The 23588-nt window shown below is 68.7% G+C and carries 25 protein-coding genes; 15 read left to right on the forward strand and 10 right to left on the reverse strand.

Annotation, left to right across the window (positions count from 1 at the left end; all coding sequences use genetic code 11):
* Position 1: 1 nt before the first annotated feature.
* Positions 2–961 (reverse strand): quinone oxidoreductase family protein, encoded by a 960-nt coding sequence (locus ACFOSH_RS17690; protein WP_378240025.1) that lies wholly within the window; start codon positions 959–961, stop codon positions 2–4.
* Positions 962–1138: 177 nt separating this feature from the next.
* Between ACFOSH_RS17690 and ACFOSH_RS17695 the strand changes: the two genes are divergently transcribed.
* Entirely contained in the window at positions 1139–1615 is a 477-nt protein-coding gene (locus tag ACFOSH_RS17695; protein ID WP_378240206.1) for a QsdR family transcriptional regulator, read from the forward strand.
* Between the two features lie 3 nt (positions 1616–1618).
* Here ACFOSH_RS17695 and rsmI read toward each other — a convergent pair whose 3' ends face one another.
* Positions 1619–2452, reverse strand: a complete 834-nt coding sequence (gene rsmI / locus ACFOSH_RS17700) for a 16S rRNA (cytidine(1402)-2'-O)-methyltransferase (protein WP_378240026.1) — start codon at positions 2450–2452, stop codon at positions 1619–1621.
* Between the two features lie 68 nt (positions 2453–2520).
* Between rsmI and ACFOSH_RS17705 the strand changes: the two genes are divergently transcribed.
* Positions 2521–4092, forward strand: coding sequence for a dolichyl-phosphate-mannose--protein mannosyltransferase (locus tag ACFOSH_RS17705; protein WP_378240027.1), 1572 nt, complete (start codon positions 2521–2523; stop codon positions 4090–4092).
* 68 nt (positions 4093–4160) lie between these two features.
* On the opposite strand, the gene ACFOSH_RS17710 is transcribed toward ACFOSH_RS17705, so the two are convergent.
* On the reverse strand, positions 4161–4388 hold the full coding sequence (locus tag ACFOSH_RS17710) for a hypothetical protein (protein WP_378240028.1): 228 nt from the start codon (positions 4386–4388) through the stop codon (positions 4161–4163).
* On the opposite strand from ACFOSH_RS17710, the gene ACFOSH_RS17715 reads away from it, so the two are divergent.
* Positions 4381–4749: a hypothetical protein gene (locus ACFOSH_RS17715; protein ID WP_378240029.1), complete on the forward strand. Its 369-nt coding sequence runs from the start codon at positions 4381–4383 to the stop codon at positions 4747–4749. The two genes, ACFOSH_RS17710 and ACFOSH_RS17715, sit on opposite strands and share 8 nt — an antisense overlap.
* Before the next feature lie 80 nt (positions 4750–4829).
* Here ACFOSH_RS17715 and ACFOSH_RS17720 read toward each other — a convergent pair whose 3' ends face one another.
* Positions 4830–6602, reverse strand: a complete 1773-nt coding sequence (locus tag ACFOSH_RS17720; RefSeq protein WP_378240030.1) for a serine/threonine-protein kinase — start codon at positions 6600–6602, stop codon at positions 4830–4832.
* 183 nt (positions 6603–6785) lie between these two features.
* Between ACFOSH_RS17720 and ACFOSH_RS17725 the strand changes: the two genes are divergently transcribed.
* On the forward strand, positions 6786–8657 hold the full coding sequence (locus tag ACFOSH_RS17725; protein WP_378240031.1) for a propionyl-CoA synthetase: 1872 nt from the start codon (positions 6786–6788) through the stop codon (positions 8655–8657).
* A 109-nt stretch (positions 8658–8766) separates the two neighbouring features.
* Positions 8767–10359 (forward strand): beta-N-acetylhexosaminidase, encoded by a 1593-nt coding sequence (locus ACFOSH_RS17730; RefSeq protein WP_378240032.1) that lies wholly within the window; start codon positions 8767–8769, stop codon positions 10357–10359.
* Here the strand turns inward: ACFOSH_RS17730 and ACFOSH_RS17735 are convergent.
* Both ACFOSH_RS17735 and ACFOSH_RS17740 read right to left on the reverse strand, forming a co-directional pair.
* Positions 10341–10952, reverse strand: a complete 612-nt coding sequence (locus ACFOSH_RS17735; protein WP_378240033.1) for a TetR/AcrR family transcriptional regulator — start codon at positions 10950–10952, stop codon at positions 10341–10343. The two genes, ACFOSH_RS17730 and ACFOSH_RS17735, sit on opposite strands and share 19 nt — an antisense overlap.
* The gene (locus ACFOSH_RS17740) at positions 10942–11637 is read right to left on the reverse strand and encodes an MOSC domain-containing protein (RefSeq protein WP_378240034.1); all 696 of its coding nucleotides are present in this window, start codon (positions 11635–11637) and stop codon (positions 10942–10944) included. Before ACFOSH_RS17740 ends, ACFOSH_RS17735 begins: the two co-directional genes overlap by 11 nt.
* Positions 11638–11677: 40 nt before the next feature.
* Between ACFOSH_RS17740 and ACFOSH_RS17745 the strand changes: the two genes are divergently transcribed.
* Positions 11678–12250: a TIGR03086 family metal-binding protein gene (locus ACFOSH_RS17745; protein ID WP_378240035.1), complete on the forward strand. Its 573-nt coding sequence runs from the start codon at positions 11678–11680 to the stop codon at positions 12248–12250.
* Here the strand turns inward: ACFOSH_RS17745 and ACFOSH_RS17750 are convergent.
* Positions 12204–12587, reverse strand: coding sequence for a DUF779 domain-containing protein (locus tag ACFOSH_RS17750; RefSeq protein ID WP_378240036.1), 384 nt, complete (start codon positions 12585–12587; stop codon positions 12204–12206). The genes ACFOSH_RS17745 and ACFOSH_RS17750 overlap by 47 nt on opposite strands.
* Positions 12587–14110, reverse strand: coding sequence for an acetaldehyde dehydrogenase ExaC (exaC, locus tag ACFOSH_RS17755; RefSeq protein WP_378240037.1), 1524 nt, complete (start codon positions 14108–14110; stop codon positions 12587–12589). Before exaC ends, ACFOSH_RS17750 begins: the two co-directional genes overlap by 1 nt.
* Before the next feature lie 105 nt (positions 14111–14215).
* Here exaC and ACFOSH_RS17760 point away from each other — a divergent pair, with 105 nt between their 5' ends.
* The gene (locus tag ACFOSH_RS17760) at positions 14216–15706 is read left to right on the forward strand and encodes a GAF domain-containing protein (protein WP_378240038.1); all 1491 of its coding nucleotides are present in this window, start codon (positions 14216–14218) and stop codon (positions 15704–15706) included.
* Here ACFOSH_RS17760 and ACFOSH_RS17765 read toward each other — a convergent pair.
* Positions 15669–16277: a DinB family protein gene (locus ACFOSH_RS17765; protein ID WP_378240039.1), complete on the reverse strand. Its 609-nt coding sequence runs from the start codon at positions 16275–16277 to the stop codon at positions 15669–15671. The two genes, ACFOSH_RS17760 and ACFOSH_RS17765, sit on opposite strands and share 38 nt — an antisense overlap.
* A 94-nt stretch (positions 16278–16371) precedes the next feature.
* On the opposite strand from ACFOSH_RS17765, the gene ACFOSH_RS17770 reads away from it, so the two are divergent.
* The 4 genes from ACFOSH_RS17770 (at position 16372) to ACFOSH_RS17785 (ending at position 19791) form a co-directional block, all read left to right on the forward strand.
* Positions 16372–17172, forward strand: coding sequence for an SGNH/GDSL hydrolase family protein (locus ACFOSH_RS17770; protein ID WP_378240040.1), 801 nt, complete (start codon positions 16372–16374; stop codon positions 17170–17172).
* On the forward strand, positions 17151–17708 hold the full coding sequence (locus tag ACFOSH_RS17775) for a TetR/AcrR family transcriptional regulator (RefSeq protein ID WP_378240041.1): 558 nt from the start codon (positions 17151–17153) through the stop codon (positions 17706–17708). Before ACFOSH_RS17770 ends, ACFOSH_RS17775 begins: the two co-directional genes overlap by 22 nt.
* A 248-nt stretch (positions 17709–17956) precedes the next feature.
* Positions 17957–19129: a sensor histidine kinase gene (locus ACFOSH_RS17780; RefSeq protein ID WP_378240042.1), complete on the forward strand. Its 1173-nt coding sequence runs from the start codon at positions 17957–17959 to the stop codon at positions 19127–19129.
* Complete coding sequence (locus tag ACFOSH_RS17785; protein ID WP_378240043.1) at positions 19126–19791, forward strand: response regulator; 666 nt, start codon at positions 19126–19128, stop codon at positions 19789–19791. Before ACFOSH_RS17780 ends, ACFOSH_RS17785 begins: the two co-directional genes overlap by 4 nt.
* Here ACFOSH_RS17785 and ACFOSH_RS17790 read toward each other — a convergent pair.
* A complete protein-coding gene (locus ACFOSH_RS17790; protein WP_378240044.1) occupies positions 19755–21218 on the reverse strand; it encodes a phytoene desaturase family protein in 1464 nt (487 codons plus the stop codon). The two genes, ACFOSH_RS17785 and ACFOSH_RS17790, sit on opposite strands and share 37 nt — an antisense overlap.
* A 94-nt stretch (positions 21219–21312) precedes the next feature.
* Between ACFOSH_RS17790 and ACFOSH_RS17795 the strand changes: the two genes are divergently transcribed.
* The 4 genes from ACFOSH_RS17795 to ACFOSH_RS17810 all read left to right on the forward strand — a co-directional run bounded on the left by ACFOSH_RS17795 (position 21313) and on the right by ACFOSH_RS17810 (position 23515).
* Positions 21313–22047 carry a DUF2786 domain-containing protein gene (locus ACFOSH_RS17795; protein ID WP_378240045.1) on the forward strand — a complete coding sequence of 245 codons (735 nt, stop codon included), beginning with the start codon at positions 21313–21315 and terminating at the stop codon, positions 22045–22047.
* Between the two features lie 61 nt (positions 22048–22108).
* Positions 22109–22864, forward strand: a complete 756-nt coding sequence (locus ACFOSH_RS17800) for a GNAT family N-acetyltransferase (protein WP_378240046.1) — start codon at positions 22109–22111, stop codon at positions 22862–22864.
* Positions 22865–22892: 28 nt separating this feature from the next.
* On the forward strand, positions 22893–23249 hold the full coding sequence (locus ACFOSH_RS17805; protein WP_378240047.1) for an ArsR/SmtB family transcription factor: 357 nt from the start codon (positions 22893–22895) through the stop codon (positions 23247–23249).
* A complete protein-coding gene (locus ACFOSH_RS17810) occupies positions 23246–23515 on the forward strand; it encodes a hypothetical protein (protein ID WP_125791739.1) in 270 nt (89 codons plus the stop codon). Before ACFOSH_RS17805 ends, ACFOSH_RS17810 begins: the two co-directional genes overlap by 4 nt.
* The last annotated feature ends 73 nt before the right edge of the window (positions 23516–23588 follow it).

Below are 23588 nucleotides of genomic sequence, written 5' to 3' on the forward strand. Positions count from 1 at the left end.
GCTACTTGGTGGGATCCAACAGGAGCTTGCCCATCGTTCCGCGCGAACGCAGGGCCTCGTGGGCGGCGCGCGCGTCGGAAAGCGCGTACTCGCCGCCGGCGACGGCGCGGACCTTACCGGCGAGCGCCAGTTCGAAAAGCTCCTCGAGCGTGCGGCCGAAAACGTTTCCGGGGAGTTTGAAGGCGTGCGGCAGCCACATCCCGGCCACGGTGGTGCTGTGCCCGAGAAGGTTGCGGGCCTCGATCGGCTTCGGCGACTTGCGGCTCGCCATGCCGTAGAACGCGAGGCGGCCGAACGGTGCGAGGGCCGCGACGCTCTGGTCGGTGACAGTGCCGCCGGTCATGTCGAGCACGATGTCGACGCGCTTGCCGCCGTTCGCCTCGCGAAGCGCGTCGGTCATGTTCTCGGCGCGCGAGTCGATGGCGATGTCGGCGCCGAGTTCGAGAGCGAGGGCACGCTTCTCGTCGCTGCTGGCGGTCGCGATGACCCTGCCCGCACCCCAAGCCTTGGCGAGCTGGACGGCGATGGAGCCGACACCGCCCGCCGCCGCGTGCACGACGACGGATTCGCCGGGTTCGAGATGGGCACTCTTGCGCAGCAGGAGCGAGGCGGTGGTGCCCTGGACGATGAAGGAGAGCGCGGTCAGGTCGTCGACGCCGTCGGGCACGCCGAAGCTGGTGGCCTCCTCCACCGCCGCGCGCTCGGCGTAGCCGCCACCGCCGTTGAGCAGCGAAACGACACGCTTGCCGTCCGGGGTGCGGCCGACGACCTCGCCGCCGGGCACGAGCGGAAGCTTGCTCGGCGCGAGGTAGGAGTTTTCGGCCTGGTGCGTATCGGCGTAGTTGATGCCGATCCGGTCGACCTCCACCAGCAGCTGACCCGGTCCGGGGACGGGATCGGGCAAGTCGACGAGGTTGAGCACCTCGGGTCCGCCGAATTCGGTCACCTGTACTGCACGCATCCGCATCCTCCTCATCGAGATGAGACATTCTTGCATATGTCTCATCCATGAGACGCTGCGTGATATGTTTCACTCATCGGAACCGCACTCGAACGCCAGCTGATCTCGCCGCGCCCGGACGCCCTGCGCGCGTTCACGATCGCGCGCGCCTGGTTTCTGGAGGGGCGCCGGGTGGACATGGGCGAACTCGCGGGCGAGCTGGGGATCAGCCGCGCCACCCTGCACCGGTGGGTCGGCGGCCGGGATCAGCTGCTCGGCGAGATCCTGTGGTCGATGACCGTGGAGGTCTTCGAAGCGCGGGCGTCCGGCAAGCTCGGCCGCGGCGCGGAGGGGATCGCGGAACTCGTCGGCACCTTCGTCCGGACCGTGAACGACTCGAAACCGTTCCGGGAGTTCCTGCGCAACGAGCCCGAGCGGGCACTGCGGATCCTGACGACGAAGGCCAGCGTGGTGCAAAGCCGCGCGATCGCGAAGATGTGCGAGTTCCTGGAAGAAGAGGTCGCGGCCGGGCGGCTCGCCCCGCCCTTGCCCGTCGAGGATCTGGCCTACCTGCTGGTGCGGATCGGCGAGTCCTTCATCTACACCGACGTCATCACCGGCGCCGAGCCCGACGCCGCGAAGGCGCACGGAGCCGCGACGGCCTTGCTGTCCTAGTCCTTACTTACGGGACGCGAGGACGGCGTCGTAGAGCTCCTTCTTCGACACTCCCGTGGCCTCGGCGACCTCGGCGGCCGCCGATTTGAGGCGTTCGCCCGCCGCGACCCGCGACGAAACTTCCGAAACGAGGTCCGCGACGCTCACCGAGCGCGGCGGCGCACCCGCCAGGACGACCGTGATCTCACCCTTGACCCCGTCGGCCGCCCAAGCAGCCAAATCCGGCAAAGTGCCGCGTTTGACCTCTTCATATGTTTTGGTCAGTTCGCGGCAGACGGCGGCGCGGCGATCGGAGCCCAGGACCTCGGCGGCGTCGGCGAGCGTGCTCGCGAGGCGGTGCGGAGACTCGAAGAAGACGGCCGTGCGGGGCTCGTCCTTCAGCGAACCGAGCCACTTCGCGCGTTCGCCGGGCTTGCGCGGGGCGAATCCTTCGAAACAGAAACGGTCGCACGGCAGGCCGGACAGCGCGAGCGCCGTGGTCACCGCGGACGGGCCGGGCAGGCAGGTCACCGGCACCTCCGCCTCGACGCAGGCCGCCACCAGGCGGAATCCGGGGTCCGAAACGCTCGGCATCCCCGCGTCGGTCACGAGGACCACGGTTTCGCCTGATCGCAGCGATTCGAGCAGTTTCGGCAGGCGGGCGGTCTCGACGTCCTCGTAGAAGCTGACCACGCGTCCGACCGGCGAAACCTCGAGGGCTGCGGTGAGAGAACGCAGTCGTCGGGTGTCTTCGGCGGCGATCACGTCGGCGGTCGCGAGGGCTTCGGACAGGCGCGGCGAAGCGTCACGGACGTCTCCGAGCGGGGTGGCTGCCAGCACGAGGCGTCCTTCGGTCATTCCCGAAGGTTAACCGGTTCGCACATCCGGACACCGAGTTCACTCTTTCGCCCGTAGGATCATGCCCCGTGACCGCACTGCTGACCCGGGACAACGAGAGCGTGCGGCCGGATCCGGTCGACGCGCTCCGGCCACCGAGCGACCGGGAAGCCGGCCTCCTCGGCCGCGGCATGCCTGCCGACCGCGTGCGCGGCTGGGTCGTCACGCTGGTGCTGACGCTCATCGGCGGAATCGTCCGGATCCAGAACCTGGCGACGCCCACCGACAAGGGCACGCCCGTCTTCGACGAGAAGCATTACGTCCCGCAGGCGTGGCAGATGCTGCGCAACGGCGGTTACGAAGACAACTACGGCTACGAACTGATCGTGCACCCGCCCTTGGCGAAGCATCTCATCGCCATCGGCGAGTGGCTGTTCGGCTACAACGCCTGGGGCTGGCGGATCATGCCCGCGCTGGCGGGCACGCTGATCGTGTTCCTCACCATCCGGATCGCCCGGCGGCTCACCCGTTCGACGCTGCTCGGCGCGGTCGCCGGGATCCTGGTGATCTGCGACGGCGTCCTGCACCTGCAGTCACGTATGGGCATGCTCGACATCTTCATCGCGTTGTTCGTGCTCGCCGCGTTCGCCTGTGTGCTGTGCGACCGCGACCAGGTCCGGCGACGGCTCGCCGTCGCCGTCCGCGAAGGCTGGATCGACGAGTCCCGGTTCGGCCCGAAGCTGGGTTTCCGGTGGTGGCGGTTCGCGGGCGGCCTGATGATCGGGCTGACCTTCGGCGTCAAGTGGTCGGCGCTCTACTACATCGCCGCGTTCGGCCTGCTCACCGTCTTCTTCGACGTGGCCGCGCGCCGCGCCGCCGGGGTGCAGCGACCGTGGGTCGGCACGCTGCGCCGCGACGTGCTGCCCGCGCTGTGGGCGATCGTCGTCATCCCGATCCTGGTGTATCTCGCCTGCTACTGGGCCTGGTTCGCGAGCGAGACCGCGACCGACCGCAATCTGGTCGCGATCAAGGACATCGATCCCGGCTTCTGGTCCTGGATGCCGCCCGCGTTGCGATCGCTGGGCACCTACTCGATGAACGTCCTCGACTTCCACGCGCACCTGGTGACGCCCAAGGACAAACCGCATCCATGGGAATCGAAGCCGTGGACCTGGCCGATGGGGCTGCGGCCGATGCTCTACGCCTACGCGGGCGGCACCGAGGCGACCGGTTGCGGCGAGTCGACCTGCGTGCGGGCGACGATGCTGATCGGCACACCGGCGATGTGGTGGCTGGCCCTGCCGATGCTCGGCTGGAGCGCGTGGCGGTCGTTCTTCCGCGCGGACTGGCGCTACGCCGCCGTGCTCGTCGCCTACCTCGCCGGGTTCCTGCCCTGGTTCACCAACCTCGACCGCCAGATGTACTACTTCTACGCGACGCCGCTGGCGCCGTTCCTGGTTCTCGGATTGACGCTGGTCCTCGGCCAGATCCTCGGCAGCGCGAAACGCGGATTCGAACGGCGGGGCACCGGCTTGCTCGTCGTCGCGCTCTACGTGGGCCTGGTCGTGGCCAACTTCGCCTGGCTGTGGCCGATCCTCAACGGCAACGCGATCACCAACGAGCACTGGAACGCCGAACTGTGGCTTCCGTCCTGGAAGTGACCACGCCCCGGCGTTGATTTTCCCGATTCAAGTGTGACACTTGGCCGACAGTTGTTACTCTCCCCTGGTCAGTAGCAGTCGACAGGGGGCATCATGACGATCCGACCGCTCGGAGTGGCCTGTGCGGCCGCGGCGTTGTTCTTGATCGCGGGTTGCGAAGAGCAGACACCGGGAACCGCGTCGCCGCAGACTTCGGCCGTTCCGAGCACCTCGGAAGCGCCGGCCGCCAGCTCGACACAACCCCCCAGCGCTTCGAGGCCTTCGGCTACCGCGGCGACCGTTTCCGAGGTGACCAAACCCGCCACCGGCGGCGCGGTGGCGCACACCCCGGACGGGGCGGCGAGCGTGATGGAGGAATACCACCACGCCCTGGGCAACAAGGACCTCGACACCATTTGCCGGATCACGGCGCCGGCGTTCGACGGCGGGATGAAGGAGTGCCGGACCCTCACCCCGATGCAGTTCGGGATGCTCTCGGACGACGACTTCAAAAAGCTGAAACTCACCCGCGTCGACCGGGCGAAGCTGCAGAGCAAGGGGCCGGACAAGGTCGTCGTCCCGCCGGGCGCGATCGCGCCGCAGATAGCGATGATGGCGGCCGACCCCAAGACGTTCACCATGGCGTGGCGCGGCGGGACCTGGGTCGTCGTCGACTGAGCGGAAGCAAGGGACCTTTGCTCGCGTTCGTTAGCACACTAACTAACGTGAGTAAAGGTCCCTTGCTCTCTTTTCGCAGATCAGCGCGGGTGGCGCTGGGGCTGCGGCTGCTGGTGAGGCTGCGGTTGCTGCTGCGGAGGGCGGCGCGGCACGATCTGGGTCACCGGGCCGTCCGGCGACTTGCCCGCCCGCGCGAGCCAGCCTTCGACGTCGCGCCGCACGGCGGCGAGTGTCGGGCGGCGGCGGGGCTCCTGGTCGAGCGACGCGATGAGGATCCGGGCGTGCGCGCTGCGATTCGGCAGCTTCGAGACCGGTTCGGCGCGGGCGGCGGCCATCAGCGCGGCCATCGGGGTCTCCCGGGTACCGCGCGGAGGCTGGCCTGACAGCGCGTAGCTGACCGTCGCGGCGAGCTGCCAGGCGTCCGACGCCGGGCTCGCCGCGGAGCCCATCGCCTGCTCTGGAGCGACGAAGTCCGGCGTGCCGATCATCATCCCGGTCGCGGTCATCTTCGAGTCGCCCTGGCTGCGGGCGATGCCGAAGTCGATGAGGTGGGCGAGCCCGTTGCGGTCGAGGATGATGTTCGACGGCTTGAGGTCGCGGTGCAGCACGCCCTTCTCGTGTGCCGCGGCGAGTGCGCCCGCCATGGTCGACCAGAGCCGTCCGGCGGCGATGTCGTCGAGCGGGCCCTGCGAGTCGACGATCTCGGACAGCGAGCGTCCTTCGAGGTACTCCATGACCAGCGCGAGCCCGTCAGGCTCCTCGACGAGGTCGTAGACGCGGACGCAGTTGGGGTGGTTCACCACGGCCAGCGCCCTGGCCTCGCGCTGCATCCGCTCTTCGGTGTCACGGTCCGGCGCGTGCGCGATCTTCAGCGCGACAGTGCGGTTGAGCTGCGTGTCGACCGCTTCCCAAACGGTGCCGAAGCCGCCGTGGCCGAGCCGCCGGACGCGCTTGTAGCGACCGCCGCCGGAGTTGCGGGAGCCCGGGGGCGCCGGAACCGGGCCCGGCACCGCGGCCAGCGCGGGAGGTTCGGGCGCCTGCGCCAGTGCGGTCGCCGGGTACTGCTTCTGCGGCGGGGGCGGCAGCTGCTGCTGCTGAGGCTTCGGGGCGGGCGGCTCCGGGCGGTACGGCTCGACCTTCTGCCGGGGCTGCGGGTCCGGCCGGTTGATCACCGACCACGGCGGCGGGCCGACCAGCGCGACCGGGATCAGGCCCAGCACGCTGAACGGCAGGAAACCGAGCCAGAAGTGCACGGCGGTGTTCGCACCCATACCGACGCTCGCCAGCACCATCAGCACGAACGGGATCCAGAAGAACCGCGAAGGCCACTTCGGTCCGCGACGGAACGCTGTGCGCGCCTGCAGCATGACGAACAGCAGCGACAGCGCGGGCAGGCCGACCAGCAGGATCAGGTAGAAGATGTAGCTCAGCTGCATCCCGCTCGGATAGAACAGGACCTCGTACACGTTCTGGCCGCGTCCGAGGTACTCGCTCTGCGTGCCGATCAGCGGGCTGTAGTCGGTGTTGAAGGTCGACAGATCACTGCTGGAGAAGCCGGATTGCCCGCCGGACTTCGACGCCGCTTCCTGAAAGGTCTGCGAAACGCCGGTGGCAAGCAGCCACGGCAGCAGGAAGGCGGCGACGACGCCGATCCCGCCGAAGACGGACAGGGTCACCACGTCGTAGCGGTTGCCGGTGCCTTTGCGGACGATCGCGACGACCATCGCTCCCAGCGCGGGCAGCAGCGCGACCAGCGCTCCGGCGGTGCTCGTCGCCCACACCCAGTCCCCGGGCCAGATCCCCGGCCCGAACAGGCTGTGCGCGAACGACAGCAGCGCGCTCGCTAGTCCCATGGACCCTGCTCCCCTAGCTCGTCGAGGCCGTTTCCGGCGGTTTTTTCCTGGTTCAGCTTAGGACGCTCTACGCCATCACAGGGTTGCCGGGTTGTCACGGGCGTCTCCCCGCCGTTACCACCAGGCATTAGCGCGGCCGTAAGTCCATGATGGGTCCGGTACCCGAGCGCGAAGGAGCATTCGATGCACGCCGAGACGTACCAGCGGAGCCTCGAAGACCCGGAGGGTTTCTGGCTCGAAGCCGCACAGGCGATCGACTGGACCCGCCCGCCGACGCAGGCCCTCGACGCGTCGAAAGCGCCCTTCCACCGCTGGTTCCCGGACGGGGAGCTGAACACGGCGTTCAACGCGCTCGACCGGCACGTGCGGGACGGCCGCGGTGCGCAGACCGCGCTGATCTGGGATTCCCCGGTCACTGATTCGGTACGCCGGTTCACCTACGCGGAACTGCTGGACGACGTCGCGCGCTTCGCCGGCGCGCTCGCTTCTCTCGGTGTCGGGAAGGGCGACCGCGTCATCGTCTACATGCCGATGGTTCCCGAGGCCGCGATCACGATGCTCGCGTGCGCCCGGCTCGGCGCGGTGCACTCGGTGGTGTTCGGCGGGTTCGCGCCCAAGGAGCTCGCGGCGCGGATCGAGGACGCGAAACCCAAGGTCATCGTGGCCGCGTCCTGCGGGATCGAGCCGACGCGGGTCGTCGAGTACAAACCGATCATCGACGAGGCGCTCGCGGGCACCGTCCACCAGCCGGACAGGGTCGTGGTACTGCAGCGCGAACGCGCCCGCGCCGAACTGGGCGAGCGTGACGCCGACTGGGCCGAGTTGGTCGCGAAGGCCTTCCCCGCCGATCCGGTTCCGGTCGCCGCCACCGACCCGCTGTACATCCTGTACACCTCCGGCACCACGGGGAAGCCGAAAGGCGTCGTGCGCGACACCGGCGGGCACGCGGTCGCGCTGGCCTGGTCGATGGGCGCGATCTACGACATCCAGCCCGGTGACGTGTGGTGGACGGCGTCCGACGTCGGCTGGGTCGTCGGCCATTCCTACATCGTCTACGCGCCGCTCCTCATCGGAGCCACCAGTGTCATGTACGAGGGCAAGCCGGTCGGGACGCCTGACGCGGGCGCGTTCTGGCGGGTCATCGCCGACCACGGGGTGAAGGCGTTGTTCACCGCCCCGACGGCATTGCGCGCGATCAAGAAGGTCGACCCGGACGCGAACGAAATCGAAAAATACCAGCTCAGCGAATTTCGGACGTTGTTCATGGCGGGGGAACGACTCGATCCGGAGACGTACCACTGGGCCCACGACAAGCTCGGCGTCCCGGTGATCGACCACTGGTGGCAGACCGAGACCGGCTGGCCGATCGCGGCGAATCCGCGCGGACTGGAGCCGATGCCGGTCAAACCCGGTTCCGCGACGAAACCGGTGCCGGGCTGGGACGTGCGGATCCTGGATCAGTCGGGCGACCCGCTTCCCGCCGGGAGGGAAGGCGCCATCACCATCAAGCTGCCGCTTCCGCCTGGATCGTTGCCGACGTTGTGGGAGGACGACGAGCGGTATCGCGAGGCGTACCTTTCGCGGTACGAAGGCCACTACCTGACGGGTGACTCCGGATACGTCGACGAAGACGGCTATCTGTTCGTCATGGGCCGCACCGACGACGTCATCAACGTCGCGGGCCACCGGCTTTCGACCGGTTCGATGGAGGCGGTCCTGGCGTCCCACCCCGCCGTCGCCGAATGCGCGGTGATCGGGGTCCGCGACCAGCTCAAGGGGCAGCTTCCGCGCGGTTTCGTGGTGCTGAAGTCAGGTGTCGACGCCGACGCCGAAACACTCAAGGCCGAGTTGGTCGCGCTGGTCCGGCGCGACATCGGGCCGGTCGCCGCGTTCCGCGACGTATCCATTGTGGACGCGCTGCCGAAGACACGGTCCGGGAAGATCCTGCGCAAGACCATGCGCGGTATCGCCGACGGCAGGGACGAGCAGGTGCCCTCGACGATCGAGGACGCGAGTGTTCTCGATGCGCTGAAAGCGGTTCTGCGCGGCGAGTGAACCATTGACCGGTACGGATTCCTAGTCCGATCGGGTGTTGTCCCCTTTGCCCTATTGGTCTATACCTCTATGAGCAGAGAGTCTCCAGTTCCCCGACCGGAGGTGCTCCATGAGTAAACGCCTGTCCACGACCGTGCTCGGCGTGGCGGTCCTGAGCCTCGTGACGTTCGGCCTGTCCGCGACGGCGAGCGCGGACCCAGCGGCGGCCGGTCACCCGAAGGCCGAACGGACCGTCACCGACGTCATCCCCGCGCCTGTCGACGCGAAACCCGATCCCCGCGCGAATTTCCGGCTCAGTCCCGCGACCGTCATCCGTGCCGACCGCGACGGCAGACAAGTCGCCGAATACCTGGCCGGGCTCCTCCGGCCGGCCACCGGCTACCGGCTGCCCGTCGTCACCGGCCACCGCGGCGGCGGCCCCGCCATCTCACTCGAAACCGGCCACGCGAGCAACCGCGTCGGCGCCGAGGGCTATCAGCTCAAGGTGGCGTCTTCCGGCGTGAGCCTCCGGGCGAACACCGACAAGGGCCTGTTCTCCGGCGTGCAGACGCTGCGCCAGCTGTTCCCGTCGGCGATCGAGGCCACCACCGTCCAGAAGCGTTCGTGGGTGGTCTCGGGCGGCACGGTGCTCGACTACCCGCGCTTCGGCTACCGCAGCGCGATGCTCGACGTCGCCCGGCACTTCTTCACGCCGGCGCAGGTCAAGCTCTACATCGACCAGATCGCGCAGTACAAGATCAACACCCTCCACCTGCACCTGAGCGACGACCAGGGCTGGCGGATCGAGATCAAGAGCTGGCCGAAGCTGGCGGCCGTGGGCGGCCTGACGGCCGTCGGCGGCGGTCCTGGCGGCTACTACACCCAAGAGCAGTACACGGACCTCGTGCGCTACGCGGCTTCGCGGCACATCACGGTCGTTCCCGAGATCGACATGCCGGGACACACCAACGCGGCCCAGCACTCCTACGCCGAACTGAACTGCGACGGCAAGCCGATTCCGGCGCGCACGGACATCGAGGTCGGCTACAGCTCACTGTGCATCAACAAGGACATCACCTACACGTTCGTCGACGACGTCCTGCGCGAACTGGCGGCGATCACCCCCGGGAAGTACCTGAACATCGGGGGCGACGAGGCGCACGCGACCACTCCGGAGGATTACCAGACCTTCGCCAAGAAGGTGCAGCCGATCGTCGCGAAGTACGGCAAGCAGATCACCGGCTGGCACGACATCGCCAAGACGAATCCACCGCTTTCGGCCGTCCCGCAGTTCTGGGGCACGACCGGCACGGACGCGAACGTCGCCGCGGCCGCGGCCAGGGGCAACAAGATCCTGATGTCGCCTGCCAACAAGGCCTACATGGACATGAAGTACCACCCGCAGACGCCGCTCGGGCTGAGCTGGGCCGGGCTGATCGAGGTCAAGACCGGCTACGACTGGGATCCGGCGACGTACCTGCAGGGCGTGACCGAAAACAACGTCATCGGCGTCGAGGCGCCGCTGTGGTCGGAAACGCTCGTGACCAGTGAGCACATCGAGTTCATGGCGTTCCCGAGGCTGCCGGGTTACGCCGAGATCGGCTGGTCGCCGAAGGATTCCCGGACCTGGGACGCCTACCGGCTGCGGCTGGCGAAGCAGAGCCCGCGTTGGGTTCAGCAGGGAATCGACTTCTACCGGTCCACTCAGGTCGACTGGGAGTAGTCGAGACGTTCGGTGATGGCGGCACGGGCCAGCGCGTAAGGCTCCGTGCCGCCGAACATCACCGAATCGGCGTTCGCGGCCCGGCCGAGAGCATGCAGCTCGAAGGCCAGCCGCTCCACGTCGACGGACGCGCGGAGGTGCCCCAGTTTCCGCGCTTCGACGGCCGTCGAGCGGATGAACTGGGCGAAAGCCCGGCTCACGTTCGCGACCGCGTCGTGCACCCGGCCGGTCCGCGCGTCGAACTCGGCACCGGTGTTGAAGAAGAAGCAGCCGCCGGGGAACACCCGGCGTTCCGAGTAGTCCAGCCAGTTCGCGCACAGCGCGCGCAGCCGCGCGATCCCCTGCTCGACCTCCAGTGTCGGCGCGACGACGTTCTCCGCGAAGATCGCACTCGCCGTTTCGACCGCCGCGAGCTGCAGTTCCTCCTTGGAACCGAACAACGCGAACACACCCGATTTGCTCAGTTCCAGTTCGGCGGCGAGCCTGCCGAGGGACAACCCGTCGAGCCCTTCGACGGACGCGATGTCGACGGCGCGCCGCAGCACGATCCGCCTCGTCGCGTCGCCGCGGGCCACCCGGCCGTCACCCGGCATTCCGTTCCTCTCGCCGCCGTTTCGCCGATTCCAGGCCGTCACGGTACTGCCGGGAAAGCGACGACGTCGCCAGCACCCGGTCCAGCAGCGCCCAGTACGCGGCCCGGCGACCGTCGTCCAACTGGGCGACGTTCGTGAACGACGCGACGTACACCTCGGCGATCGTCGGATTCACCGGATCGCGTTCTTCGAGCGTCATACGTCCCGAGGTCGGGACCTCACCCGTCCGGAGCACCCGCAGATACCAGCCGCTGCGGCCGGAATCGATCATCGCCGGGATGACGTCCTTGCGCCCGGTCTTCATCGCGAGCTTGAAACACGGCGTCCGCGGCTGCGAAACCTGAACCAGCGCGTCTCCCCAGGCCCAGACGTCGCCGACGCGAACCTCGTGCTCGTCGGCCCCCAGCACGGACGCGTTCTCCCCGAAATCGCCCGCGGCCACCGGGAAACCCTGCTCCGACCAGTCCGGGTAGTGCGCGGCCGGATAGACGTAGACCGCCTTGTCCACGCCGCCGTGGACGGAGCGATCCGCCTGGTCGTCCCCGGCCAGATTGATTTCGTCGAGTTCCAAGAAGGGCGCCTCGACCCGCGATTTCGAGATCGCGCTGTACACCGGGACATCGCGTTTCGTCCCCAGTACGGACGGCCGCCCGACGAAGACCTCGTTCACTTCGAGTGTGCTCACACCCTAGAAAATAGCACGACCGTTCGTATATCTTGCCGCCATGGATCTCCTCGCCCTGACGACCCGGGCTCATCACGCGACCGGGACCACGATCACCGGAATCGGCACGGACGACTGGGACCGCTCGACCCCCTGCGCCGAGTGGACCGTCCGCGACATCGTGAAACACCTGATCGACAACAACGAGCACCGCGCGGCGCAGGCGTCCGGCCGCCTCAGGAAGACCCGGCCGACAGCGGACGGCGACCTCACCAGGTCCTACGCGGAGAGTTCCGCCGAGTTCCTCGCGGCCTTCGACGCCCAGGCCCTGGAGAAGACCTTCGACTTCGGGAACTTCGGCCCGCTCCCCGGGAAAAACGCCTTGGCCGTGCTCTTCGTCGACAACCTCGTCCACGGCTGGGACCTCGACGCCGCGCTCGGCCGCGAACACCTCTGGGACGACGAACTCGCGACGGCCGCGCTGGGCGTGGCGAGCCGCTATCCCGACGTCACGCCGGTGCGCGGCCCCGGCGGCGCCTTCGACCAGGCTGTCGAGGCACCGCCGGGCGCCGGGCCGGGCGAGGCGCTCATCGCGTTGCTGGGCCGTTCAGCTCCGCCGATTCCTCGTCGCTGAACAACCGGGAGCGGACCAGGAAGCGGACTCCTTCGGGCGCCTCCAAGGAGAATCCGCTTCCCCGGCCCGGAACGACGTCGATGGTCAGATGCGTGTGCTTCCAGTACTCGAACTGCGGTCCGGACATCCACACCGGGACGTCCTCGATCCCCTCGACGACCAGGTCGCCGAGCCGGACGTCGGACACCCCGGTGCGGAATTCGCCCGCCGGGTAACACATCGGCGCGCTTCCGTCGCAGCATCCGCCGGACTGGTGGAACATCACCGGTCCGTGAACTGACACCAGCCGTCGCAGCAGCTCCGCGGCGGCGGGTGTCAAGCCGACCCGCTCGGTCATCAGAAGAACCCGAGCGCACTGTCCGAATAGGACACCAGCATGTTCTTGGTCTGCTGGTAGTGGTCCAGCATCATCTTGTGGTTCTCGCGCCCGATCCCGGACGCCTTGTACCCGCCGAAGGCCGCGTGCGCCGGGTACGCGTGGTAGTTGTTGACCCACACACGGCCCGCCTGGATGTCACGGCCGGCGCGGTAGGCGGTGTTGCCGTCGCGGGACCAGACACCGGCGCCGAGGCCGTACAGCGTGTCGTTGGCGATCTTCAGCGCGTCGGCGTAGTCGTCGAACTTCGCCACCGAGACCACCGGGCCGAAGATCTCCTCCTGGAAGATCCGCATCTTGTTGTCGCCTTCGAAGACCGTCGGCTGAACGTAGTACCCGCCGGACAGTTCGCCGCCGAGGTCGCTGCGCTCGCCGCCGGTGAGGACCTTCGCGCCTTCCTTCACCCCGATGTCGATATAGGAAAGGATCTTCTCCAGCTGGTCGTTGGAGGCCTGCGCGCCGATCTGCGTCTCGGTGTCGAGCGGGTGCCCCTGTTTGATCTTCTTGACGCGCTCGACGGCGTCGCCGAGGAACCGGTCGTAGATGCCGGACTGGATCAGCGCCCGCGACGGGCAGGTGCAGACCTCGCCCTGGTTCAACGCGAAGAGCGCGAAGCCCTCCTGAGCTTTGTCGTAAAACGCGTCGTTGGCCGCGGCGACGTCGTCGAAGAAGATGTTCGGGCTCTTGCCGCCGAGTTCGACGGTGACCGGGATGATGTTCTCGCTGGCGTACTGCAGGATCAGCCGTCCGGTGGTGGTCTCGCCGGTGAACGCGACCTTCCGCACCCGGTTGCTCGACGCGAGCGGTTTGCCCGCCTCGACGCCGAATCCGTTGACGATGTTCAGCACGCCCGGCGGGATCAGGTCGCCGATGAGCGACATCAGCAGGTGGATCGACGCCGGGGTCTGCTCGGCGGGTTTGAGCACGATCGCGTTGCCGGCGGCGAGCGCGGGCGCGAGCTTCCAGACGGCCATGAGCAGCGGGAAGTTCCACGGGATGATCTGGCCGACGACGCCGAGCGGCTCGTGGAAGTGGTACGCGACGGTGTTGTCGTCGATCTGGGAGATGCCGCCCTCCTGGGCGCGCAGGGCGCCGGCGAAGTAGCGGAAGTGGTCGATCGCGAGGGGGATGTCGGCGGCGAGGGTCTCGCGGACCGGTTTGCCGTTCTCCCACGATTCGGCGACGGCGATCGCCTCGAGGTTCTGTTCCATCCGGTCGGCGATCCGGAGCAGCACGTTCGACCGCTCGTCCACCGACGTCCGGCCCCAGGCCGCGGCCGCGCCTTCGGCCGCGTCGAGCGCGCGGTCGATGTCGGCGGCGGTGCCGCGGGCGACCTCCGTGAACACCTGTCCGGTCACCGGGGTCGGGTTCTCGAAGTACTGACCGCTCGCGGGCGGTACGTACTCGCCGCCGATGTAGTGGTCGTAGCGGGACTCGTAGCTGACGACGCTGCCTTCGGTGTTCGGTGCCGCGTACTTGGCCATCTTTCCTGCCTCATCGCTAGGGGTGGCGGTTGGCGGCGAAGGTAGGCCGGGTGAGGTTGCACGCACGTTGCAACGAAGTGAGCCCGGTCACCTATCCTCGGAAACGTGGCGGAGTTGCCCGGAGGTGAAGCGTCGCCGCGTGACCCTCAGGCGTACGCGCGGCTGCTGAAGGACGTCCACGACGCCGTCCTCTCCGGTGTTCCCGCGCCGCGTTCCCCCAGGTCGATCGTGTCGGCGTCGTGGGATCGTTCGCTGGCCGCGCACGTCGACCCGGACAAGGGCATCGCCCCGCTGGTCTACGACTCCGGCGAAGTGAGCGGGCTGCGGGACGAGCATCCGCTGGCACCGGTACTGCCGATCCTGAGGCAGACGCTGGTGAGCATCGCCGACGACGCCGAGCACATGATGATCGTGACCGACGCGGCCGGCCACATCCTGTGGCGCGAAGGCGCGGCAGGTGTACTGCGGCGCGCGGACGGCGTGATGCTCGCGGAGGGCACGCGCTGGAGCGAGGACGTCATCGGGACGAACGCGATGGGTACCACGCTCGCCACCGGGGAGCCGGTGCAGATCTACTCCGCCGAGCATCTGGTGCGGACCTATCACGGCTGGACCTGCGCGGCGGCGCCCGTGCGCGATCCGGAGACCGGCGCGCTGCTCGGGTCGATCGACGTCAGCGGTCCGCTGCGGACGGTCCATCCGGCGATGCTCGCGCTGGTCACGGCGGCCGCGCAGCTCGCCGAAGGCCAGTTACGGGCCCGGCTCGCGTTGCGCGACGAGCGGCTGCGGGTCGCCAACATGACCCATTTGGAGGCGTTGCGCGGCACGCCGGGCGCCCTGCTTTCGGCGAAGGGACGCGTGCTGGCCGCCGAGTCTTGCGGCGATCTTCCCGCCACCGTGGACATCCGGCCCGGCGGCGGCGCGGTCACCCTGCCCGACGGGCGGCTCGGCACAGTGGAGCCGCTGAGCGAGGGCTATCTGCTGCGCCTGCGGAACCGGGGCCCGTCGAGGCGCCCGCGGCTCGCGCTGGAGTTCCTCACCGACGGCCCGCCATCGACCACAGTGGACGGTCGCGAGGTGCCGTTCACCTTGCGGCACGCGGAGATCCTCACGCTGCTCGCCTTGAATCCCGGCGGTCTCTCCGCGGAAAGGCTGGCACTGCTGCTTTACGGCGAGAGCGGGAACCCGGTGACGGTGCGCGCCGAGATCCACCGGCTGCGGACGCAACTCGGGTCGGAGATCGTGCAGACCAGGCCGTACCGGCTCTCCGCCGAGGTGGACGCCGATTTCCTGCGGGTCCGCGCGGCCCTCAAACGAGGCGATGTCAGCGCCTCCGCGAACGCGTTCCGGGGTCCGCTGCTGGCCGAATCGGAGTCGCCCGCCGTGCGCGAGGAGCGCGAGTCGGTCACCGCGTCGGTCCGGCGGGTCGCGCTCGGCAGCGGGGACGCGGCGGCGCTGTGGTCGTACTGGGAGACCTCCTGCGGGGCCGACGACCTGGAGATCGTCGACGCGCTGTGCCGGGTGCTCCCGGACGGCGACCCGCGGCGCGCCGTCGCCTTCACCCACCGTGCCCGGGTCCTGTCCGGCCGAGTTTGACGGCTGCCGTGGCGGCTTGCTCGATCTGGTCGCGCCGGGCTTCCCAGAAGGCCGCGTCGCGCTGCTGGGCGGCGTAATCGGCGGCCGTCCCCGTCGAGCCGTCCACTTGTTCGCGCAGGATGTCGGCGTGTCCGGCGTGACGACTGGTCTCGGTGAGCATGTGGACCAGGACGTTGAACAGCATCACCCGAGGTCGCGGCCACCAGGGCACGTGACCGGGCGAATCGATGGCCAGGGCCGCGATCGTCGCGTCGGAGTGCTCCCAGACGCGCCGGTAGCGGCCGGTGATCTCCTCACGTGTCTCGTGCTCGGTGGCCCACAGGTCGGCGCCGCGTTGCCCGAGGTCGTCCCATCGGGGCAGGGGTTCGGGGAACGGCCTGCCGAAAACCTCGCCGAAGTACCGGGATTCCCACAGCGACAGGTGCTTGACCAAACCGAGAAGATTGGTTCCGGTCCGGGTCAGGGGACGGCGGATGTCGTACTCGTCCAGCCCGTCGAGCTTCCAGAGCAGCACCTCGCGGATCTCTCGCAGATCGCTGTGCAAGCACTCTTTCGCGACATCGTCGATCATGACGCGAGCCTGCCACGAGCCACCGAGTAGACAGCGTCTACATCAGTTTGATAGACAGTGTCTACAAGATGAACTCGCGGTTACGGAGATCTGGATGGGCTACCAACGTTTCGTCGCGCTCGGCGACAGCTGCGCCGAAGGGCTGGCCGATCCGCATCCGTCGGGTGGCTTCTACCGAGGCTGGGCCGACTTCGTCGCGGCACGCCTCGCCGAGGAAGAGCCGGGTTTCCGCTACGCCAATCTCGCGGTCCGCGGGCGCAGGCTCGACCAGATCCACGCCGAGCAGACCCCCGCGGCGAGCGGGCTGCGGCCGGATCTGATCGCACTGTTCGGCGGCGGCAACGACGTGATGAGCCGCGGCTGGGACGCGCGCACGGTCGCCCGCCGCGTCGACACGACCATCCGCGCCTGCACCGAGATCGCGCCCGTCGTCGTCACCTTCACCCTCAGCGACATCTCCCACCGCATGCCGATGGGCCACCGCATGCGCCCGCGTCTCGTCGCGCTGAACGACGCCGTCCGCGAGGCGTCCGTCAGCTACGGCGCGACCCTCGTCGACCTCTGGCCGGACGACGCCGCACACGATTCCCGCTACTTCGGCCCGGATCGCCTGCACCTGTCCGAGCAGGGCCACCGGCGCCTGGCCGGGCACGTACTCGGCAAACTCGGCGTCACCCACGACCCGGCCTGGCTCGCCCCGCTCCCCGGTTCGGCGGAACGCCCTGGCCTGCGCGCGGACCTGCACTGGCTGAGGAGGGAAGTCCTCCCTGTCGCGGTCAGCCGGTTCCGCAACCGGCTCAGCGGCCGTCAGCCGGGAGACGGCTTCCTTCCGAAACGCCCCGACCTTCTGCCCGTCATCGAGGAGACCCGCTCGTGGGCGCCCGAACCCGCCTGATCGACACCGCGGCGAACCTGCTGGCCGAAGAAGGCGTCGGCGCGGTGACACTGCGCGGGATCGCCAAGGCCGCCGGCGTCTCGCACGGCGCGCCGCTGCGGCATTTCTCCGGCCGCGCGGCCCTGCTCTCGGCGGTCGCCACCCGCGGCTACACCGAACTGCTCGATCGCGGCACCGGCCTGCCGGACGGGACACCGCGCGAACGGCTCATCGCGGCCTGCCACGGCTACCTCGATTTCGCGCTGGCCAATCCGGCGATGTTCGAGCTGATGTTCCGCCGCGACCTGATCGACCCGGACGACGCCGAACTCACGCGGGTGAGCAGCGCGGTTTTCGACTTCTTCGCCGCGCTGGTCGCCGAAGTACAGGACGACGACTGGCATCCCGCGACCGATCCTCGACTGCTCGCGTCCTCGCTGTGGGCGTCCCTGCACGGTCTCGCCCAGCTGTGGCTTTGGGGCGGGCTGGCGGGTGCGAGCTTCGCACCCTCACCGGAAAGGGCGCTGGCCGTCACACTCGACGCCTATCTGGGCTGAAGCTCGGCGAAGAGGCGGCCTGCTCCGGATATCCCCTCCCGAAGGCCCTCTTACCCGGAGGAGGTCATCCTCTTCGCCGAGTTGGGGGAATGGAATATCCATCCTGCTTCGACGTTATCCGGATGGATCACCGAGCGGAATCCCCGCGAGTCGGAAGCCGGGGTAAACCTTGGCGGTATGCCGACGGGTGAATACCGCGCTGGTTGCAGGAATTGGGCGGCTCGACACTCCGGCGGTAACTTGCGGAAGTGCCGCCCCTCGTTCAGCCCTTTCAGCTCCTCCGCGCACGGCCACTGCTCACCGACTGCCTGATCACCGCGGCCGCGGCCACACTCCTCGGGCTGGGGGCGGCACCTCGCGGCGGTTCGTTCGGCGACCCTGTCGAGGCCGGGGTCGTCGCCCTCGCGGTGTCCATCGCGCTCCCGCTGATCATGCGCCGCCGTCATCCGATCGCGGTCCTGCTCGCCTCGGTTTCACTCATGACCGTCTACACCGCCTTGGGCTACCGGGCCACTTTGGGCGAACCTTCCGCCTTCATCGCCGCGTACACGGTGTGGGCGCGGTACCCACCCGCGAAGGCCGTGGCGCCGACCATCGTGTGGGTCGCCCTTTTCGAACTCGGGCTCGTGCTCGGGGAGGTGCCGTCCTTCGTGGTCGACACGACGCGCCTGGTCGCGCAGTGCGCGGGCACGATCATCGTCGGACGGCTCGGCTACCTGCGCGCGGACCGGATGGTGGAACGCGCCGTCCGCGCGGAGCGGGAGATCCGGATCGAAGCGGAACAGGCCGTCGTCGAGGAGCGCATCCGCATCGCCCACGAGTTGCACGACGTCGTGTCCCACCACATCTCGGTGATCGCGGTGCAGGCGAACCTCGCACGTTACGTCTTCGAATCCGCCCCCGGCACCGCGCGCACCGCGCTGGACACCATCACCGGGACCACGACGGAAGCGCTCGACGAACTGCGGCGCCTGCTCGGGGTGCTGCGCCCGCCGCAGCGCGAACCCCGCGAATACCGTCCACAGCCCGGCCTCGCCGACCTTCCCGCGCTGGTCACCCGTGTGCGCGAAGCCGGCCTCGCGGTGACGTCGCGAACTCTCGGCGAGCCGCGACGACTTCCTCCCGGGCAGCAACTGTGCACCTACCGAATCGCTCAGGAAGCGCTTACGAACGTACTGAAACACGCGGATAAGGCGCGCGCGGAACTCGTCCTCGAATACGGCGAGGAGGCGCTCGTGCTCAGTGTCCGCAATTCCGCTTCCGAGGAGACACCACCGCCCAATCCGGCCGGGCAAGGCCTCATCGGAATGCGGGAACGAGCGAGAATGTACGGTGGTTCGATCGAAATGGGACCGGCCGGATCCGGCGGTTTCGCGATCGAACTGACCCTTCCCTATCTTCCGCAGGAGCGAGCCCGGTGACGAGTGTGCTGGTGGTCGACGACCAGGATCTCGTCCGGGCGGGTTTCGTCGCCCTGCTCGACGCCGTTCCCGACGTGCGGGTCGCGGGCGAGGCGCGAAACGGGCTCGAAGCCGTCGAGAAGGCCCTTGAACTGCGCCCCGACGTGATCCTGATGGACATCCGGCTGCCCGAACTCGACGGCGTCAAGGCGACCGAACGCATCCTCGCGCGTGCCGGGCCGGACAAGCCGAACGTGCTCATGCTGACGGTGTTCGACCTCGACGAGTACGTCTACACCGCGTTGCGCGCGGGCGCGGCGGGCTTCCTGCTCAAGGACAGCCCACCGGAGACCCTGATCGCCGGGATCCACGCCGTCGCGCGCGGCGACATGCTGTTCGGCCCGACCATCACCCGGCGCCTGGTCGAGGCCTTCACCCAGGCCCCGCCGGAAAAGCCGGCGGCCCCGCCCGCCCTGACCGGGCTGACCGAACGCGAACTAGAAGTGCTGCGGTTCGTCGGCACCGGCGTGCCGAACTCCGATATCGCGCGAAGTCTGCTGGTCAGCGAAGCCACGGTGAAGACGCATCTGAACCGGTTGATGACGAAACTCGGGATTTCGAGCCGGGCCCAAGCCGTGGTGGTCGCCTACGAAACAGGCCTTGTGCGGCCCAGAGATCCGTGAATCACGCTTTCGAAGTCCTTGCCCAGTACGGATTTCGCGGCATGCCAGCCGCCCATCCCGTGCACCCCGGGCCCCGGCGCCGTCGCGGCCGAGCACAGGAAGACACCGCCGAGCGGGGTGCGATGCGGATTCCATCGCGGGACGGGCCGTCCGAGCACCTGGCGCAGATTCACCGCGCCGGCGGCGACGTCACCGCCGGGATAGTTCGCGTTGTAGGACTCCAGCTCCGGCGCGGTGAGGCAGCGGCTCGCGAGGATCGTGTCGGAGAAACCGGGCGCGAACCGTTCGATCCGCCGCCGGACGATCTCGGTGACGTCCCGCGGATCCCCGTGCGGCACATGGCAGTACGCCCACACCGGTCGCTTGCCCGGCAGCCCGCGGGACGGGTCGATCGCCATCGGATCGGAGACGAGCACGAAACGGTCGTCCGGATCTTCGCCGCGCACGATGGCGTTTTCGGCGGCGTACACCTCGTCCCGTGTGCCTCCGAGATGGACCGTGCCAGCCTTGCCGACCTCCGGAACCGCCCACGGAATCGGTTCGGAAACCAGGAAATCGACCTTCGCCGCGCCTGGACCGTAGCGGTAGGACTCCAGCGCCTTCCGGTATCGCGGCGGCATCAGGTCGCGGGCGATACCGAGGAAACCGCGCGGGGCGATGTCGAGGATCACCGTCCGCGACTTCGCCAGCTGCCGCAGATCCGTGATCCGGCTGCCGGTGTGGATCCGCCCGCCGTGCGCGCGGACGTCGGCGGCGAGCGCCTCGGTGATGGCCTGGCTGCCGCCGCGGGCGATCGGCCAGCCGGTCGAATGCGCGAGGTGGCCGAGCAGGAGAGTCGCCCCCGCCGCGGCGAGCGAGGGCTGACGGCTCATCACGTGCGCGGAGACGCCGGAGAGCAGCGCGGGCGCTTCCGGGCCGGTGAACAGGCGGCGCTCCAGCCCGGAAGCGAGCATCGCCATCCGGGCGGGGAGGAGAGCGGCGACCCGGGGGTCGCGCGGCGGGTGACGGAGGTCGCCGAGCAGGAGATCGGCCAGCTCACGGCTGTGCCCGGCCAGCGGTCCCATCAGCCGTCGCCACCGGGGGCCGTCCGTACCAAGGGCATCACAGGTCCGGTCGAGATCTTCATAGGCGAGTCCCGCGCGGTTACGGTCGATCGGGTGCGCGTACGCGATCTCCGGCCGCAGGAGGTCGACTCCGTGCCCGGCGAGGCCGAACCAGCGGAAGAAGGGGGACGCCGCGGCCATCGGATGCCCGGTGGCGCAGATGTCGTGCCGGACTTCGCCGTCGAACAGCGAAGCCGTGCGTGTCCCGCCGCCGATCTCGTCCGCCGCCTCGTGCACCTCGACCGACAGCCCCGCCCTGACCAGCAGGACCGCCGCCGCGAGCCCGTTCGGGCCGGAACCGACCACCGACACGTCCGTCGCCATACCGCCCCCTTGCCGGGATCCGAACATCCCGCCCGAATATTGTCGGACCTCTCTCCTAGATTGACCCGCTCCAACCCAATCAGGAAGGAGGGCCATGCCCGACCATGACACGCTGCTCGCGCGAGTCCGGAAACTCCTCGCGAAGGCGGAGGACCCGGCGGTCACCGAGGCCGAGGCCGAGTCGTACAACACCAAGGCCGCCGAGCTGATCGCCCGGTACGGCATCGATCAGGCCCTGCTGGCCGCCTCCGGGGCGACCGCCGACGAGATCACCCAGATCATGATCCCGCTCGACAACCCGTACAGCCGGGACAAGGCTGGACTGCTCACGAACATCGCGCATCCGCTGCGCTGCCGGGCCCTGCTGCACCGGCTCGGCCAGTCGGTCACCGCGGTGACCGTGTTCGGTTTCCGCTCCGATCTGGAGCGGACGGAGCTGTTGTACACGAGCCTGCTGCTGCAAGCGACCACCCAGCTCACCAGGGTCCGCCCGGAGAACCGGGTGTTCGCGGGCGAATCGCTGGCCGCGTACCGGCGCACCTGGCTGCACGGGTTCTCCGGCGCGGTCTACGAAAGGCTCCGCAACAGCGAAGACACCGCGGCCCGCACCCACACCGCCACCGCGGGCCACCGTTCAGCCGAACTGGTGATCCAGGACCGGACGGCGATGGTCAAACAGGCGTACGATGAGCAATACGGTGATCTTCGTTCGGCGCCGCCCAGGCGGCTGTCCGGCAGTGGCTACCTCGACGGGCACTCCGCCGGCGAGCGCGCCAACCTCAACACCACCGGCATCACCGGACGGCGCCGCGCGCTGCCCGTGCGTTAGGCGTTCACACCAGCTGAAAAGCACCTCGTGAGAATCGCGTGTCCTCGGGTCTACTGAGGACATGATCGTGATCGAAGACCTGGCCACCCGGCCTGAGCTGCGCGAGCCCGCGCTCGGCCTCGGCGGCGTCGGCGGCGAATTCCTCCAGCACGGCCTGGCGGGCCTGCTGGCGAAGTCGTCCCACCTGGCCGCCCGCTGGCCGGAATACTTCCTCGTCCTGCTGGAAGACGATGTTCCGGTGGCGAGAGCGGCCGCCGTACCCGTCGGATTCCCGACGGCCGAACGTCCGGAACTGCCGGACCACGGCTGGGACGCCGCCTTGATCTGGGCCGCGGAAGACCTGATGAGCTCCCGTGAGACGAATACGCTGATCGCCCTCGAAGTGATGGTCGCGCCAGGCCGTCGTGGTGGCGGCCTGGCCACAAAAGCGTTGGAAGCCTTGAGGAAGCGCGCCTCGAAAACAGGCATGCGCAAACTCGTCGTGCCGGTCCGCCCGGCCGGGAAGGAGAACGAACCCGGACTGTCCTTTGAGGACTATGTCGCCCGCCGTCGCCCGGACGGCCTGCCCGAGGATCCGTGGCTGCGCACACACGAACGGCTCGGCGCGCGATTCGTGAAAGTGGCACCGTTCGCGATGACCGTCACGGGCACCTTCGCCCAGTGGAAGGCGTGGACCGGCGTCGAACTCCAGGACGGCCTCACGGCCGTTCCGGGCGGGATAGCGCCGGTGCTCGCCTCCTCGGCGCTGGACGTCGGTGTCTACGTGGAGCCGAATGCCTGGCTGGAGCACCTGGTAGACCAAGCCAGCACCTGCTAGATTTCTTTGGCATGTGCAGGAGCGCGGGATGACCGCCACCGGACCGTCCGGCGACGAGTTGCTGCGACTGCTGGGGGCACTGGCGAATCCACACCGGCTGCGGATCGTCGCGGCGCTCCGCGCGGAGCGCGCGTACGTGAGCCAGCTGGCGCGAGAGCTCGGCATCAGCCGGGCACTGTTACAGCTCCACCTGCGCAAACTGGAGGCGGTCGGGCTCGTGTCGGCCACCCTGGAGCTGTCGGAGGACGGGAAAGCGATGAAGTTCTACGAGGTGAAACCGTTCCTGGTCGAGCTGAGCCCGGACACCATCGCCGCCGCGGCGCCGACGCTGAGCACACCGACACCGGGCACACCGACACCGGGCGATGAGGGGGAACGACCGTGAAGTGGCATCAATGGCAGGAGGTCGCCGGACTGATCGGCATCTTCGTGTTCCTCACCGTGGTGATCACGGTGGTCGTGTGGCAGTTCGGCGCGACCATCCGGGCCAGGGGCGCGCTCGCGCGCGAACAGGAATACCGCAGGCTCGCCGAAAAAGCCGTCCAGGCGCAGGAAGAGACCGAACGCAAACTCACCGAACTCGACGGACGCCTCGCGGATCTCCAGAAGAGCGTGGGCACGGTCGAGCGGATCCTCAAGGAGGTCGACTGACCGGCCGGTGAAAAGACCCTGGGCCGCCGAGCGGCAACTCGACGGCCCAGGAAAGAAGAAGCAAAAAACCTCG

The sequence above is a fragment of the Amycolatopsis speibonae genome (assembly GCF_042647925.1).
GTDB classification, from domain to species: Bacteria; Actinomycetota; Actinomycetes; order Mycobacteriales; family Pseudonocardiaceae; genus Amycolatopsis; species Amycolatopsis speibonae.